We start from the raw sequence: 15,578 nt of genomic DNA, 5'->3' as shown, positions 1-15,578 counted from the left end.
CATGGCCAGGTCCAACCCGGACTTGGTGAAGGGACGAAGGCAACGGTTCGACCGGGCCTCCGTCCCTTCACTCAATTCCGGGCCCGGCAACCACCGGGAGCGGCGCACGCGCCAGAACGGAGGGGTTCTTTCCGCCCCGCGCGCTCTGCCTTCCCTTCGCCTTTCCAGACCTCTAGCCTCGGCCCATGTCGTGGGACCAGAATCGCCCCTTTTTTACCCGCCGTCGCGCCCTGATCGGTGCGGCCGCCGCTGCCGTTACGGGCGCCGCCCTCGCCGGCTGTGAGGACCGTTCCGCCCCGGTCGACGATCAGGGCCGTATCCGTCTGCGCTTCGCCACCGACTGGCGGGCCCAGGCCGAGCATGGCGGCTTTTATCAGGCCCTGGCCTCAGGGGCCTATGAGAAGCGCGGCCTCAACGTCCAGATCATCCAGGGCGGCCCCGCCGTCAATGTGCCCCAGCTGCTGGCCTCCGGCGCCGTCGAACTCGGCATGGGCTCCAACAGCTTCATCCCCCTGAATCTGGTTCAGGAGGGGGCCCCGGTAAAGGCCGTCGCCGCCTTCTTCCAGAAGGACCCCCAGGTCCTGATCGCCCATCCGGACCCGGCGCTCGAATCCATCGCCGACCTGACCGGCCGGCCGTTCTTGCTGTCCGACGCCGCCCGCACGGCATGGTGGCCATGGCTGAAGGCGAAATACGGCTTCACCGACGACCAGGTCCGCAAATACACCTTCAACCCCGCCCCCTTCCTGGCGGACCGCCGCGCCGTGCAACAGGGCTATGTCACCAGCGAGCCCTTCATCATTCGCCGCGAGGGAGGTTTCGAGCCGAAGGTCTTCCTTCTCGCCGACGACGGCTATGAGTCTTACGCCACCCTGGTCCTCGCTCCCGACGGCTTCGCCCGCGACAACGCCGCAGCGCTTCGTTCCTTCATCGCCGCCTCCGCCGAGGGCTGGCGCGACTATATGAATGGCGACCCGAGAGCGGCGAACGCCCTGATCAAACGCGACAATCCCGACATGACGGACGTCATCCTCGATCAGGCGCGCCAGGCCATGAACGCCAACGGCCTGGTTGAGGGCGGCGATGCGGCGCTCTACGGCCTGGGCGCCATGACCGCCGACCGCTGGCAGGCCTTTTTCCAGGCCGTCTCCGCGACCGGCGTCTATCCCGCCAATCTGAACTGGCGCGACGCCTTCACCACCGCCTATCTGCCGGGCCGTGGCTGAGGCTCCGATCGTCGTTCTGGACGGGGCGCGCGTCTGTTACGGCCCCGACCGCGCCATTGGCCCCTTTTCCCTGTCCATTGTCGCCGGGGAGATCACGGCCGTCGTCGGCGCCTCCGGGGCCGGAAAGTCCACGTTGCTGCGCCTGATCGCGGGCCTCGAAGCCGCTGCGGGGCGCGTCGAACGTCATATCCCGGCGGGCCGGACAGGGTTCGTGTTCCAGAGCCCGACCCTGATGCCCTGGGCCGACGCCCGGACCAATGTCGCCCTGCCGCTCGAACTCGCCGGCGTCGCGCCTGACGAGGCGCGCCGACGTGCGGGGCTCGTCCTCGCCGAGGTCGGTCTCGCCGACCACGCCGGCCTCTACCCTCACGCCCTGTCCGGCGGCATGGCCATGCGCGTGGCCCTTGCCCGCGCCGTCGTGACCGACCCGGCCCTCCTTCTGCTCGACGAACCCTTCGCCGCGCTCGACTCCGTCACCCGTCGTCGGCTGATGAACCGGATCCACCAGCTCTGGGTTGCCCGCCGCCCCTCCATCGTCTTCGTCACACATGATGTCGAGGAGGCCGTGTTTCTGGCCGGGCGAATCGTCATTCTCGGACCCGGGGGCCGCATCCTGAAGACCCGTCCCGCGCCGGGCCCGCTGCCGCGCCCCGTGGACTGGCGCGCCGCCCCGGCCTTCCGGGACATGGTTGAAACCGTCGCCGCCGATCTCGCCGCCGCCATGGATGACGCCGGCATGGAGCCGGCGGAATGAGCCGACTTTCGCGGCTTCTCGCGCCGGTGGTTCTGATCGCCGTCATTGTGGCTGGGTGGGCCGCCGCCTGTGTCGCCTTCGCCCTGCCCGCCTACCTGCTTCCCACTCCACAGGCGGTTGCGACGGCCTTCGTGCAGCGCGCCCCGGTGCTCACTGCTGCTGCGCTGCAAACCGTCTGGATGGCGATCCAGGCGCTGGTGCTGTCCAGCGTCCTCGGCGGGGGTCTGGCGGTGCTGCTCTCGCTCAGCCGAACGGCCGAGCGTGCGGCCCGCCCGCTGGCCATCGCCCTGCAGGTCACGCCCGTGGTGGCCATCGCTCCCCTCGTCCAGATCTGGGTCGGGCTGGACCGAGCGGATCTGGCCGTGGTTATTCTCGCCGCCTGCGTCGCCTTCTTCCCGATCTTTTCGGGTGTCCTGACCGGCCTCCGTTCCGCCGATCCGGATCTGGAGCGGCTGTTCGATCTGTATGGAGCGTCCCGGCTGCAGAGGCTGCGCCGGCTGCGACTGCCCTCGGCCCTGCCTTTCGCCCTCGAAGGTCTGCGGGTCGCGGCTGGGCTTGCAGTTGTAGGCGCCGTCGTCGCCGAGTTTGTCGCCGGCTCCGGCGCAACCCAGGGTCTGGCCTGGCGTCTTCTGGAAGCCGCCAATCGACTGCGGACGGCCGAGATGATCGCCGCCCTCATCTGGCTGGCGATCCTGGGCCTGACCCTCAATGGCTTGATTGCCCTCGCCAGCCGCTCCGTCGTTCGCCGCCGCATCTGACCTGCGGATACGTTAGGCCGCAGTTAAGGGCGTCCGTTTACACTCGCCACGTGCGCCAGATCAGGCGGGTCCGGCCGGCGCAGATGCCGGCTGAAACCAGACTCTGGTCCGGCGTTCGACAAGAGCCTGACCCCCGTTGTCGGCGAAATCGCGCTGCGGTTTGTCCTTCACGATCAGTCTCTGTGGGAGCAGGAGCAGGCAGTTTGCGTATCAAGGCGTTTCAACCTTCGGGTCGCGTGGTCGGGCTGGCCCTGACCGCCAGCCTTCTGGTCGGTTCCCCCGTGCTGGCGCAGGACGGCATGCGCTATCTGTCCTGGTCCGGAAAGCCCGCCAACATCGCCCCGCCGACTGCGCCGCAGATGCATCCGGTGGCGAACAACCGCTATCCGTCGATCGCGTCCGGCACAGGCCGCCCGTCGCGCTACAGTCCTTCCGTCGCCTCGGGCGGTCTGACCCCGGCCAACGCCTGGATGACCCCCCCGGTCGCTGCGCAGCCGCAGCCCGTCATGGCCGCGCCGCCTTCGACCAACGCGCCCCAAGCCTTTGCGCCCCAGACCTTTGCGCCCCGGACGGCGATGTCGGCCGCGCCGGTCCATGAGCAGCCGGCCTATTCTCCTCAGCCGATGCCGGGACCGCATTTCCAGCAACAACAACGCCAGTTGCAGCAGTCGCCTGCGGCCGCTGGCCCCGCCTGGACCCAACCCGGCTATGCGCCGCAGGTCTACAGCGCAGTGGAAAGCCGGCCGACGCCTCCCCTTCCGGCCCCGCAAGCGCCGCAACAGCCCTACGTCCAGCAACAGGCCTACGGCGGGGACCAGACGGTGACCGGTCCAGGCTGGGCCAGCCCCCAGCCGGTATCCGCCGGAGCGCCGGTCGCCGACCCTATGGCGCCGCGTCGTGACGCCCCGATCTTCCGCATCCAGGGAGCCCAGTCCCAGGCGCAGACCCAGACGCCGCCCGCCTCTGCGAACGCCGTTCAGGGGCCGACCGCAGGCCACGTCCAGCAGACGGTGTCGGCCGAGGGCCCGGCCCGCGGCGGCGCCCGCTACTATTCCGTCCACCGCGCCGCCGGCCATGAGCCGGATCCGACCGCCATGCCGGAAAGCGTCTATGCGGTCATCCCCGAGGGCGCCTTCCTCGACGCGGCCCGGACGGACCTGGCCGACCCCCCCGCCCTGCCCGTCCAGACCCGAACCATCAACGGCCGGGTTCAGGCCATCAACCAGGGCGACAACCCCAGCCTGCCATGACACAGACACCGGCCGCCCATCTCACCCCCTCCCGGGCCGCTCCGTCGACAGGGTCACGCCTGCCGGAACTGATCGCCATGGCCCAGGAGTCGTCGAGCGAAAGCCGTCGCGCCCTGCTGCGTGAACTGACGGATTCATTTTTTGGCGCCCCGACGCGGACTGACGACGAACAGGCGCTCTACGATGACGTCCTTTCCAGTCTTGCGACCGAGATGGAGGCCACTGTACGCAGCGAACTGTCCCGTCGCTTCGCCTCCGTCGCAGACGCCCCCAGAGGTCTGATCCGCCGGCTCGCCTCCGACGTGGCCGAGGTCGCCGCACCCGTGCTGGCGGCGTCGCCGGTTCTGGATGAAGCGGATCTGCTCGACATTGCCCGCTCACACGGTCAGGCGCACCTCCGCGCCATTTCCGGCCGTCGTGACGTCGGCGAAGCCCTGTCCGAGGTGATCGTTCAGCGAGGCGACGACGTCACACTGGGCGCCCTGCTTCGCAACGAAGACGCCCGGCTTTCCCATGCGACGGCCCGCACGGCAGTCGAACGCGCCAAGGCCAACCCGGCTCTTCACGAAGCCGCCGTGGAACGCCGGAGCCTGCCTCCGGAACTCCTCAACGAGATGTATTTCGTAGTCGAGGGTCGGTTGCGTCAACGCATCCATGAGCAGAACGCCCTTCTCGCTCCGGAGGTTGTCGAAGAGGCCCTCGCGGCGGCCTATGGCCGCGTCGCCGTCGAGGACGGCCTCCTGCCGCCTGACTACGCCCAGGCCCAGGCCCAGGTCGACGCCCTTGCGGCCAAGGGGCCGATCTCTGCCCAGGCGCTGGTGCGGCTGTTGCGTCAGAGCTCGCGGACGGCCTTTCTGATCGCCCTGTCACGGCTTGCCGCCATCGACATGCCCCTCGCCGCCCAGATCGTTGACCGACGCGAGATCGACGCCCTCGCAGTGCTCTGCAAGGCGGCCGACCTGGACCGTGCGCTCTTCATGACCCTGGTCGTGGTCATCCTCGGCGAGGGGGGCGATAACGCCCTGGGCCGCACCCAGGAATATGGTCACCTGTACGGCGACCTCACCCGGGATCAGGCGCTGCGCACCGTGCGCTTCTGGCGAATGCGTCGGGGCGTCCACGCAGGATAGGTCTGCCGGATCCCGAACATGCGAAAAAACCCGCCGCCTTGCGGCAGCGGGTCTTTCCAGTGGTACTGGCCGTTCTTGTTCGACCGAACCCTATTTTTTCGCGCGGGTCGTCCGGGCGGGTTTGCGCCCGCCCTGGCCCAGGCCCATCTGCTTGGCCAGTTCCGAACGCGCCTTGGCGTAGTTCGGGGCGACCATCGGATAGTCCTTGGGCAGGTTCCATTTGGCCCGGTAGTCTTCCGGGCTCATGTCATACTTGGTGCGCAGGTGCCGTTTCAACGACTTGAACTTGCGGCCATCTTCAAGACAGATCAGGAAGTCGGGGCTGATCGACTTGCGAACCGGCACAGCCGGCTCCTTGGGCTCCGGCGCCGCCTCGACCGGTCCGGTCGTCACCTGCGACAGTGCGGCGTGAATGCTGGCAATCAGGCCCGGCAGTTCGCTGGCGGAGACGCTGTTGTTCCCCACATAGGCCGACACGATGTCTGCCGTCATCTCCAGAAGTTCGCCTTTGTCGGCTGCAACCAAACTATCCAATGCTACGTCTCCTTCGCCGATCTTTCAAAGATCATGAGTGTGGGACTACGCAGTAGTTTTATTCGAGACGGGGAGCAATGAGAATGTCGTCCAGCATTTCGTGACGTCGCTGAAACTGGGGGATATCGGCGGGCCGTCTTACCGTTTGAAGTTGTCGGACAAGGCCATCATTGCCGCTCTCTCGGGCGCCGAGTATTCATCAAGGGCGCTTTCATCGCCATCACGGATGGCCTGCAGCAGTTCCGGCGTCAGGGCAGACGACAGAGACCAGTTCCAGTAACGCAACACCGTCTGCGCCCGGTCGACGGCCAGCATCTCATAGGTGACCAGCACGCGTTCCCACGCCGGATGGGGCAGACCGTCGGCGGTGACCTCGGGACGTCGCATCGAGCGCCACAGGTTCAGCAGGTCTGCCCGGGACAACCCCGTTCCCTTGCACAGGATGGCGAGCGGCTCGCCGCCCGTGTCGCCCATGATCTTGGCGCCAGTCAGCGGCTTGATGCCAGACAGATAGGCGATCTCGGCAGCAAGGTCGCGCGTCAGACCCTCCTGGGCCGCCACGGCGATCGCGTGTTCAAGACTGTCGTAGGGACTCTTCTCGATCGCGGCACGGTTACGCTGACGGCGTTCGATGAACTGCAGCGCCTTGCGCGATACCGGATCCTGCCAGCCCTCGGCGGCCGCCATGGCGAACACATCCTCGACCACCTCCTGCATCACCTCGCGAGAGACGGCAAACCGCTGCAGGATAATCCGCCGTTCCTCGGGGCCGCACCACCAGAACATGACATAGGCGCCCGACGGCCTCAGCTCCGGCCGTTTGAGCAAGGGGCCGCACAGATCGGGCGCCTCGCGACTCAGTCCGACGACGCTCTCAACCGCCGACTGGGACAGCCGGGCCGTCGCATTTCGCAGAACCTGATCGACCACAGCCGCTTCGCCGGACGCGATCAATTGCTCGCTTACGATCTCTGAAAGGCCTCGCCGCCGCGCGATCATCAGCCGGTGCTCGGGTCCGGCGTCTCGCGCACAGGCCGTCAGATCTGCGTCGTTCAGCGCCGTGCACTGTTCGATAAGCAGCCCTGCGATCTCCGGCGTATCGCGCAGCAGCATACGGGTCAGGGTGTTGGGAATCTCGCTGAGGGGCGCCAGACGTTCGGCCACGCGCCGACGCTCATGCGGACCGGCCAGCCTGAGCATTTCGAGGAGGAGATCGCCTGTCACCGCGCGCTCGAAGGCGTTGATGCGACTGGCTGGCAGCGACACAACGTCCGCCAGCCGCTTCAGTAAGGCGGCCCGGGCGCGCGGTACGGCCTGCCTCGAGCCCGCCTCCGATGGCGGTGCATCATTCTCGCTGACGACCGGGCGCTCTGACATGGTCTCACCCTATCAACTGCCGGTTAATCAGCCATGACGGCGATCCCGCCCTGGCTGCCGGTGAACACCGCTGCGGAACACATCAGTCACGGAACGGCTTGACGATGAACGCCACGACGACGAAGGCGTTGGCACGGCAGGGCCCGGCACACAGGTCTGGGCCGGGGATTGAATCGGGACGACATCGCATCCGACCCCGGCCGCCCGTCGTAACCGCGTCATACCGTCGTGAGGGCGTATCGGAGTTCAGTCATGTCAGCCCCCGTCATCGACGATGTGCCTTTCCCGAGCCTTCGCCCCCCCTCGCGGGCGGCGCGCCTTCTGTTCTGGGTTCTGGCCCGGATCGAGGCGGACTGGCGCGGCGCGGGTCTCGTGATCGAAACCCCCGAAGGCCGGGTCCAGCGTTTCGGTCCGGCCGCTGATCCCGCGCGGCTGATCATCCATGACTGGCGCATGGTCCGGCGCGGCCTCACCGGCGGAGACATCGGCCTCGCCGAGGGCTATGTGGCGGGCGAATGGGACACCCCGGATCTGGCCAAACTCCTCGCCGTGTTCGCCGACAATTTCGAACGTCTGGATCAGTTCGCCAACGGCAAACCCCTGATCCAGGCCTTCAACTGGCTGACCCACCGTCTGGGCCGCTTGAACACCCGGCGCGGGTCGAGAAAGAACATCGTCGCCCACTACGATCTGGGCAACGACTTCTACAGCCGCTGGCTGGACGGCTCGATGACCTATTCCTCGGCGTTCTGGACCTCGCCGGACCTTTCGCTCGAGGCGGCCCAGACGGCCAAATACGCCGCGCTCGCCGAAAGCATCGATCTTCAGCCCGGGCACCGGGTGCTGGAAATCGGCTGCGGCTGGGGCGGCTTCGCCGAATACGCGGCGCGCATGGGCTGCGAGGTCGTGGGCCTGACCTTGTCGCCGTCCCAGCGCGACTATGCCGTCGCCCGTCTGGAGGCGGCGGGACTCGCTGAGAAGGTCGACATCCGGCTCCGGGACTATCGCGACGAGACCGAAACGTTTGACCGCGTCGTCTCTATCGAGATGTTCGAGGCTGTCGGCGAGCGTTGGTGGCCGACCTTTTTCCGCGTGGTTCGCGAACGGCTCGGAGCCGGCGGTCAGGCGGGTCTGCAAATCATCACCATTCGTGACGACCTCTTCGAGGGTTACCGCCGTCGCGTCGACTTCATCCAGCGCTATGTCTTCCCCGGCGGCATGCTGCCCAGCCGCGCCCGCCTGGGCGAGGTCATCGCCGAACAGGGGCTGGTCACAGGCGCCGAACGCAGCCTGGGTCTCGACTATGCCCGCACCCTGAATCTATGGGGCCAGAACTATCGCGGAGCGCGCAGCGGCATGGACCAGACCTTCGACCGCCTCTGGCTGTTCTACCTGGCCTATTGCGAGGCGGGCTTCGCCACGCGCAGGACCGATGTGATCCAGATCCGCCTTTCGGTGGCGGCAGACGCTCGCTAACCTCCCCCCAAAAAAGGGGAGACGCCATGACCACCGTCCAGGGACCGCTCGCCGGACTGCGAATCGTCGAGTTCGACGCCATCGGCCCCGCGCCCATGGCGGCTATGATCCTGGCGGATCTGGGCGCGGACGTGGTGCGGATTGCCCGGGCGGGCGGCGGTTTCTGGGACAATACCGGCGGCGCCGTGCTGAACCGCAACCGGCCGCATCTGATCCTCGATCTCAAGTCTCCCGCGGATCGCGAACAGGCTCTGGATCTGGTCGCTTGCGCTGACGCCCTCATCGAGGGACTGCGTCCCGGTGTGATGGAGCGACTGGGTCTGGGCCCCGACGTCTGCCTCGAACGCAATCCGCGCCTCGCCTATGTCCGCATGACCGGTTGGGGCCAGACCGGGCCGCTCGCGGCCCGCGCGGGCCATGACCTCAACTACATCGCCCTCACCGGCGCCCTGCATGCCATGGGGGCGGCGGACCGGCCCCCGCCCGTGCCGTTGAATCTCGTCGGCGACTATGGAGGCGGCGCCATGTTCGCCGTTGCGGGCCTCCTCGCCGCCGTGACCTCGGCCCGCTCGACCGGGCAAGGCCAGGTCGTCGATGTCGCCATGACTGATGGCGCGGCTGTGCTGTCCAGCCTGTTCCATGCCCTGGCGTCCGGGGGCCTCTGGACCGGCGCAAGGGGATCCAACCTTCTGGACGGCGCGGCGCCCTTTTACCGCTGCTACCGGTGTTCGGATGGAGAGTTCGTCGCGGTCGGCGCTCTCGAGCCGCCCTTTTTCGCCGCGCTTGTCGCGGGCCTTGAGCTGGAGTTCGATCCCGCCGGCCAATACGATCGGGGCCGCTGGCCTGAACTGGCGACACGACTCGAAACGGCATTCGCCGCCGCGCCGCGCGATCACTGGACCACCATATTTGAGGGAACGGACGCCTGCGTCACCCCCGTCCTGTCCTTCGCCGAAGCCGCCGATCACCCGCACAACAAGGCCCGCGGGACCTTCATCGCGGTGGACGGCGTCACCCAGCCCGCCCCCGCCCCGAACCTGTCCATGACCCCCGGCCGGGTCGATCCTGATCGGCGGGGCGAGACCACATTCGGGGCAATACAGGACCGCTGGACCGTCTGACCCGGGCCCGCTTTGTCGCGTGGACTTCAGTTCGCGCCTGACGCATAGGGGCGCAGTGACCGCCGCCGCACCCCCTTCAACCCGCCGTCATGATCTGGACTGGATCCGGGTTGGCGCCTTCGGCCTGTTGATCCTCTATCACGTCGGGCTCGCCTACGGCCCCTATGACTGGCACCTGCACAGCCGGCATACGCTGGAGTGGATTCGCGAGGCGGTGCTGATCACCAACCCCTGGCGCCTGACCCTTCTGTTTCTCGTGTCCGGCGCCGCCGTGCGTTTCATGACCATCAATCGGACGGCCGCCGCAACGGCACGGATGCGCATCGCCCGCCTCGGCCCGCCATTGATCTTCGGCGTCGCTATCCTGGTGACCATCCAGTCGTGGATCGAGGCGATGGAGAAGGCGGACTGGACCGCCGGCTATCCCGCCTGGCTGGTCCATGAGTTCAGTCCGTCCGGACTGGCTGACGGCGTGCCCTTCAACCACCTGTGGTTCGTCATCTACATCGCCGCCTACAGCTTCGTGGTCGTCGCCCTGCTGCGGCGGCCTGACTGGATTGCGGCTATCGAGAGCCGCATCGGACGTGTCCTCGCCGGACCGCGCATCCTCTGGGTCCCGGCCCTCTATCTCGTCGCGGCCCGGGTCCTCCTCTATCCGTCATTCGGCCTGACCAACAACCTGATGTGGGACTGGTACAATCACGCCCAGTCCCTGGCCGCCTTCCTGTTCGGCTTTTTCGCAGCCCGTGACGCGAGTATCTGGCGCTCGCTGGAAAGATATCGCTGGGTCGGGTTGGGCGTCGGGCTGCTGGCCCTGCCTGTGATGATGCTTCAGGTCGCCCATCCCGGCGGCGGCGCCTTCTGGGGCGTTCCCCGGAATGTGGTCGTGGCCCTCGACCAGTGGGCGGTGATGACGGCCGTTCTCGGCTTCGCCAGCCTGCACCTCCGAAAGGCGTCAGGACCGGCGCTGGCCTATCTGAACGATGCGGTCTTCACCCTCTACCTTGCGCACCAGACCCTTCTCGTCATCGCCCTGTGGTGGGTGCGGCCGGCCGGCCTTCCGGTTTGGGTCGAGGCTCCGATCCTCACCGCCTTCACCCTCGGCGGCAGTCTGGTCATCTACGAGATCGTGCGCCGCACGCCGCTGTTGCGTCCGATCTGGGGCCTCAAACCCTTGCCGGGCCGCCCCACCTTCGGCCTGCCGCATCCCGGCCCGTTCCGCAGACGCAGACTGCTGCTGGCCCTCGGGGTGGCGGCGCCGGTGCTCGCCATACTGACTGTGGGTCTCGCCATCAGCGCCTATCCCGGCTTCGACAATTCGCGACAGTATCTGAGTGAGCTCGGCGGGGCCGGAGCCGCCATGCCGCTGATCTTCAACGGCGGAGTGTTTGTGGCGGGAATCCTGGCCGGGCTCGCCGGCGTCGGCCTCGGCTTGGCGCTGATGGCGATTACCCGCCATCGCATCGCCGGCATCCTGACGGCAGCCTGCTTCGTCCTCGCCGGAATCGGTCTGGCGGCCTCCTGCATCTACCCCTGGCCGGACCCGCGCCATGTCGAGGTCCTGTACCTGGCGCTCGGCATCCAGCTGGCGCCCCTGATCCTGCTTTGGGGGCTCTCGGCCAGTCGCGACACCCCCCGACTGAAACTGTTTCTGGCCGCCGTGTTCGTGATCATGGCCATCCTGACCGTGTTGACCCGGCATCTCGTCCTTCCCGGCACGGTGAACGACGCCAATGTGGGATGGTGGGAACGGGCCCATGCCCTTGTTCTGGTAGGCTGGACGGGCATAGCCGCATGGCTCCTGAGCCGCCGTCTCCGCGATATGGCCGGCGGCCAGCCCGAAGACGCCGGCAGCGCGGACGGGACCTAAAAAAACACGCGGTTATCACGATCGTGTGATTGATTTTCACGAAAATGCGTTCATGGTGCAATGCAGTAGCCTGGCGGCCTCCTCTCCGCACGCCCGGGCTCTTCGGGGACGTCACGAAAGCGATGAACAGACTGGTCCTTCGCAGTGAGGAATTTCTGGCCGGCGTCGAGACCTACGGGGTCTCCGACTGGCTGCCGGACGACGCTCCGCTGGCGATGCCCATCCAGTCGATCGACGAGACGGTCGTGGTGAACCATGTCGCGACGACGCCTCGCAATATCGCCGCACGGCGCTGGTTGCTGGTCGTAGCGACCCTGTGCCTGACCGCCCTGGCTGCGGTCACGCCGTTCATTCTCTACGCCCGCCATGGCTTCGACATGCTCGAGGCTATCGGTTTCGGCCTGTTCCTGATCCTGATCGGCTCCATTTCCTGCTGGTTCTCGAACGCCGCCATTGGCCTGTGGGTGCTGATGACCAACCGGGAGCAACGCGATCTCGACTTCGCGCCCCACCCGCCCGCGCCCCAGACCCGCACCGCGCTGCTGATGCCGCTCTACAACGAGGACGCCCACACCGCCCTGTCGCGCCTCGGCAAGATCGACGCCGGTCTGGCGCGTCTCGGGGTGTCGGACGCCTTCGACTTCTTCGTCCTGTCCGATACGAACAAGGCCCCGGCCTTGATGTCTGAACAGGGCGCCTTCGCCGGCTTCCGCCTGCGCGCCCACAGCCAGACCTTCTACCGGCACCGCGAGATCAACACCGAGAAGAAGGCCGGCAACATCACCGACTGGACGCGTCGGTTCGGCGGCGCCTATGACTTCATGGTGGTGCTTGACGCCGACTCCACCATGGCGGGCGAGACCCTGCTGCGTCTGGTGGACGCCATGGAGCGGCACCCCGGCGTTGGTCTGATCCAGACCGCTCCGACCATCGTCAAGGCCTCGACCCTGTTTGCCCGCGTCTCCCAGTTCAGCACCCGCCTGTACGGCCGCGTCGCCGCTGCGGGCCTGGCCTGGTGGACCGGCTCGGAAGGCAGCTATTGGGGCCATAACGCCATCCTGCGCACGCGCGCCTTTGCCGAGGCTTCGGGCCTGCCCCACCTCGAAGGCAAGGCGCCGTTCAACGGCCACATCCTGAGCCATGACGTGGTCGAGGCCGCCCTGTTGCGCCGCGCCGGCTGGGCCTGCCACGTCACCGCCGCGCTCGACGGATCGTGCGAGGAAACGCCGCCGACGCTGACCGACTTCATCCGTCGCGAACACCGCTGGTGCCAGGGCAACCTGCAACACATGGCCCTGCTGTTCTCGCCCGGCCTGTCCTTCGCCAACCGCACCCAGCTGTTCATGGGCGTCCTGGCCTATGTCGCCTCGGCGCTCTGGTTCTCGGCCCTCATCATCGGCCTGGCCATCGAGCTTCAGTATGCGCCTGACTGGTCGTCCTTCCTGTATTTCCTGAATCCCCAGTTCTCGCCCTTCATGCTGGCCTCCCTGCTGGCGGGCATGCTGCTGATGGGTCCCAAGGTCATGGGCGCGGCCCTGGTACTCTCGCGCCCGCGTGAGCGTCGGGCCTTCGGCGGCGGCCGCCGGATCGTCTCCGGCATGATCGCCGAGATCTGCCTGTCGGCGATTCTGGCCCCTATCCTTATGGTCGCCAACACGGTGTCGGTCCTGAAGATCATGTCCGGTCAGGACGCCGGCTGGCACGCCCAGCAGCGCGACGCCGACGGCATCACCTGGACTGACGCGTTCCGCTCCATGCGCTGGCAGATGATCGCGGGCGCCGCCTTCGTGGTCGCCCTGAGCCTCCGCCCTGACCTGGCCAGCTTCTTCATCCCGATCGTCGGTCCGCTCCTGTTGGCCGCCCCGATCGCCAAATGGACCTCGCAACGCGCCTCGGGCGTCGCCTTCGCCCGCCGCGGCTGGCTGGTGACCCCCTCCGGCGATGAGGAAAGCGCCACGCCGCTCGTCATTCACGGCCCGGCTCGCCCCAATCTGATGACCGACGACGCCCGCGTCCGCGCCCTGCGCGCCCTTCAGAACGCCTGATCCGGGGACAGGAGGACCTAGAGCCCTCCCATTGAATTCTCGTGATGCACCGCCTGCTGCTTCAGCCAGGCGACGAAGGTCCGTGTGCTGGACGACGCCGGGCGGTCTCGCGGCATGACCACGTGATAGGCGAACCCCACCGCCTCTGAGCCGTCTGCAAACGGCGCCACCAGACGCCCGGCCTCCAGGTCCGCCTGGGCCAGGGTGCGTTTGGCCAGCACCACGCCGCGACCGGCCACCGCCGCCTCGATCAACATGCCGGAATGGTTGAAGCGCGATCCGCGTCGGGCGTCCGGATGTTTGACCCCCCGGGCCTTCAGCCACATCGACCAGTCGGGACGGCTGGGGTCTCCATCATTGGACATGTCGTGCAACAGCGGATGACCGACCAGATCGGCGGGCTTGCGGATCGGCCTTTCGCCCGACAGCAGGCCCGGGGCGCACACCGGCAGCACCGTTTCGGTCATCAGCCGTTCGACGACATGGCCCGGATACTCGCCCGGCCCATAACGCACCGCCAGGTCGGCCTTGCCCTCTCCCAGAACCACCGGCTCCATGTCCGCCGAAATCCAGACCTCGACCTCGGAATGGGCTGCATGAAAGTCGTCCATACGCGGCATCAACCACTTCGACGCAAAAGCCGGGGCCACGCTGATCGAGACCTGACGCCGGCGGGGCGGCTCGCGCAACAGGGCCGAGGCATCCATCAGCCGCTCGAACCCCTCGCGCAGCAGGGGCGCCGACCCTCGCCCCAGGTCGGTCAATTGCAGTCCCTTGGCCTCCCGAAGGAACAGGGGACCGCCCACGATATCTTCCAGCAAGCGAATCTGCTGGCTGACGGCCCCGGGCGTCACCGACAGCTCCTCTGCGGCGCGGGAAAAATTCAGCGTCCGTGCGGCGCTTTCAAAGGCGCGCAAGGCGTTGAGGGGGAGAAGAGATCTGGCCATGCCGTTAGAAATCCTATCAGCCATGGAAAGACAAATCCTTTTAAGGTGCCTTGGCAAACGCTTTGACAAAGGCTGCCTTCGTGTCCTCCCCGACCCCTGCCGGTTCCGTCCTCGACCTGATCGGCGACACCCCCCTGCTCCGTCTGAACCGACTGTCTGACCAGACCGGATGTGAAATCCTCGGCAAGGCCGAATTCCTTAACCCGGGCGGCTCGATCAAGGATCGGGCGGCCCTGTCGATCGTGCGGACGGCCCGGGAGTCAGGCGCCCTGAAACCGGGCGGAACCATTGTCGAGGGCACGGCCGGCAACACCGGCATCGGACTGGCGCTGGTCGGGGCGGCGCTCGGCCATCCCGTCGTCATCGTCATGCCCCGCACCCAGTCCGAGGAAAAGAAACAGGCCGTGCGCGGCCTCGGCGCCCGGCTGATCGAGGTCGACGCCGCCCCCTTCTCCAGCCCCAACCATTTCGTCCACTATTCGGGGCGTCTGGCGGCCGAGTTGAACGACGAGCGGCCCGAGGGCGCCATCTGGTCCAACCAGTTCGACAACATCGCCAACCGCGAGGCCCACTACCGCACCACCGGCCCGGAGATCTGGGCCCAGACCGGCGGACGCATCGACGGTTTTGTCAGCGCCGTCGGCTCCGGCGGCACGCTTGTCGGGGTATCGGCCTTCCTGCGCGAACAGAATCCCGACGTCGCCATCGGCCTGGCCGATCCCGGCGGCGCGGCCCTCTACAACTGGTTCACCACCGGCGAGATGAAGGCCGAGGGTTCGTCCATCACCGAGGGAATCGGGGTGGCCCGGATCACGGGCAATCTGGAAGGCTTCCGGCCCGACCGCGTCTGGCGCGTCGAGGACGCCGAGTTCCTCCCGATCCTGTTTGACCTCGTCCAGTATGAAGGCCTGTCGCTGGGGGGTTCGGCCGGGGTGAACCTCGCCGGAGCCGTCCGGCTCGCCCGCGAACTCGGGCCCGGAAAAACCATCGTCACATGCCTGTGCGACCCGGGCGCCCGCTATGCGTCGAAACTGTTCAATGTCGAGTTCCTGAAGTCCAGGGGCCTGCCGGTCCCGACCTGGGCATAGGG

At 67.3% G+C, this 15,578-nt stretch carries 13 protein-coding genes; 10 read left to right on the top strand and 3 right to left on the bottom strand.

Translation table 11 applies throughout. The annotated features are described in order from the left end of the window. Positions 1-185 precede the first annotated feature (185 nt). The 5 genes from ACW17W_RS04110 to ACW17W_RS04090 all read left to right on the top strand — a co-directional run bounded on the left by ACW17W_RS04110 (position 186) and on the right by ACW17W_RS04090 (position 5,118). Positions 186-1,226, top strand: coding sequence for an ABC transporter substrate-binding protein (locus tag ACW17W_RS04110; RefSeq protein ID WP_492079473.1), 1,041 nt, complete (start codon positions 186-188; stop codon positions 1,224-1,226). After that, positions 1,219-1,980, top strand: a complete 762-nt coding sequence (locus tag ACW17W_RS04105) for an ABC transporter ATP-binding protein (protein ID WP_492079472.1) — start codon at positions 1,219-1,221, stop codon at positions 1,978-1,980. Before ACW17W_RS04110 ends, ACW17W_RS04105 begins: the two co-directional genes overlap by 8 nt. After that, entirely contained in the window at positions 1,977-2,738 is a 762-nt protein-coding gene (locus ACW17W_RS04100; protein ID WP_492079471.1) for an ABC transporter permease, read from the top strand. Before ACW17W_RS04105 ends, ACW17W_RS04100 begins: the two co-directional genes overlap by 4 nt. Positions 2,739-2,941: 203 nt before the next feature. Further along, on the top strand, positions 2,942-3,988 hold the full coding sequence (locus ACW17W_RS04095) for a hypothetical protein (RefSeq protein WP_492079470.1): 1,047 nt from the start codon (positions 2,942-2,944) through the stop codon (positions 3,986-3,988). After that, positions 3,985-5,118, top strand: a complete 1,134-nt coding sequence (locus ACW17W_RS04090) for a DUF2336 domain-containing protein (RefSeq protein WP_492079469.1) — start codon at positions 3,985-3,987, stop codon at positions 5,116-5,118. The genes ACW17W_RS04095 and ACW17W_RS04090 overlap by 4 nt, the downstream gene beginning before the upstream one ends. 90 nt (positions 5,119-5,208) lie before the next feature. Here ACW17W_RS04090 and ACW17W_RS04085 read toward each other — a convergent pair whose 3' ends face one another. Both ACW17W_RS04085 and ACW17W_RS04080 read right to left on the bottom strand, forming a co-directional pair. Then, entirely contained in the window at positions 5,209-5,610 is a 402-nt protein-coding gene (locus ACW17W_RS04085; RefSeq protein ID WP_492079468.1) for a Ros/MucR family transcriptional regulator, read from the bottom strand. Positions 5,611-5,790: 180 nt separating this feature from the next. Continuing rightward, positions 5,791-7,029: a DUF2336 domain-containing protein gene (locus ACW17W_RS04080; protein ID WP_492079467.1), complete on the bottom strand. Its 1,239-nt coding sequence runs from the start codon at positions 7,027-7,029 to the stop codon at positions 5,791-5,793. A gap of 252 nt (positions 7,030-7,281) precedes the next feature. Between ACW17W_RS04080 and ACW17W_RS04075 the strand changes: the two genes are divergently transcribed. From ACW17W_RS04075 to mdoH, 4 genes are all read left to right on the top strand, one after another. Beyond that, complete coding sequence (locus ACW17W_RS04075; protein WP_492079466.1) at positions 7,282-8,505, top strand: class I SAM-dependent methyltransferase; 1,224 nt, start codon at positions 7,282-7,284, stop codon at positions 8,503-8,505. 26 nt (positions 8,506-8,531) lie between these two features. Next, the gene (locus ACW17W_RS04070) at positions 8,532-9,626 is read left to right on the top strand and encodes a CaiB/BaiF CoA transferase family protein (RefSeq protein ID WP_492079465.1); all 1,095 of its coding nucleotides are present in this window, start codon (positions 8,532-8,534) and stop codon (positions 9,624-9,626) included. A gap of 55 nt (positions 9,627-9,681) precedes the next feature. Beyond that, positions 9,682-11,496 carry an acyltransferase family protein gene (locus ACW17W_RS04065; protein WP_492079464.1) on the top strand — a complete coding sequence of 605 codons (1,815 nt, stop codon included), beginning with the start codon at positions 9,682-9,684 and terminating at the stop codon, positions 11,494-11,496. A gap of 122 nt (positions 11,497-11,618) precedes the next feature. Further along, a complete protein-coding gene (gene mdoH, locus ACW17W_RS04060) occupies positions 11,619-13,541 on the top strand; it encodes a glucans biosynthesis glucosyltransferase MdoH (protein WP_492079463.1) in 1,923 nt (640 codons plus the stop codon). Positions 13,542-13,558: 17 nt separating this feature from the next. Here the strand turns inward: mdoH and gcvA are convergent, their stop codons facing one another. Next, complete coding sequence (gene gcvA, locus ACW17W_RS04055) at positions 13,559-14,488, bottom strand: transcriptional regulator GcvA (RefSeq protein ID WP_492079462.1); 930 nt, start codon at positions 14,486-14,488, stop codon at positions 13,559-13,561. An 80-nt stretch (positions 14,489-14,568) separates the two neighbouring features. On the opposite strand from gcvA, the gene ACW17W_RS04050 reads away from it, so the two are divergent. Further along, complete coding sequence (locus tag ACW17W_RS04050) at positions 14,569-15,576, top strand: cysteine synthase A (protein WP_492079461.1); 1,008 nt, start codon at positions 14,569-14,571, stop codon at positions 15,574-15,576. Positions 15,577-15,578 lie beyond the last annotated feature (2 nt).

This window comes from Brevundimonas sp. FV1ye29L, assembly GCF_058681095.1.
Note: the sequence above shows the minus strand (reverse complement) of the source record. Positions and strands in the feature narration are given on the sequence as shown.

Coding starts and splice junctions, on each gene's coding strand:
- ACW17W_RS04110 (WP_492079473.1), top strand. CDS start 186: ATGTCGTGGGACCAGAATCGCCCCTTTTTTACCCGCCGTCGCGCCCTG.
- ACW17W_RS04100 (WP_492079471.1), top strand. CDS start 1,977: ATGAGCCGACTTTCGCGGCTTCTCGCGCCGGTGGTTCTGATCGCCGTC.
- ACW17W_RS04090 (WP_492079469.1), top strand. CDS start 3,985: ATGACACAGACACCGGCCGCCCATCTCACCCCCTCCCGGGCCGCTCCG.
- ACW17W_RS04085 (WP_492079468.1), bottom strand. CDS start 5,610: ATGACGGCAGACATCGTGTCGGCCTATGTGGGGAACAACAGCGTCTCC.
- ACW17W_RS04080 (WP_492079467.1), bottom strand. CDS start 7,029: ATGTCAGAGCGCCCGGTCGTCAGCGAGAATGATGCACCGCCATCGGAG.
- ACW17W_RS04075 (WP_492079466.1), top strand. CDS start 7,282: ATGTCAGCCCCCGTCATCGACGATGTGCCTTTCCCGAGCCTTCGCCCC.
- ACW17W_RS04070 (WP_492079465.1), top strand. CDS start 8,532: ATGACCACCGTCCAGGGACCGCTCGCCGGACTGCGAATCGTCGAGTTC.
- mdoH (WP_492079463.1), top strand. CDS start 11,619: ATGAACAGACTGGTCCTTCGCAGTGAGGAATTTCTGGCCGGCGTCGAG.
- gcvA (WP_492079462.1), bottom strand. CDS start 14,488: ATGGCCAGATCTCTTCTCCCCCTCAACGCCTTGCGCGCCTTTGAAAGC.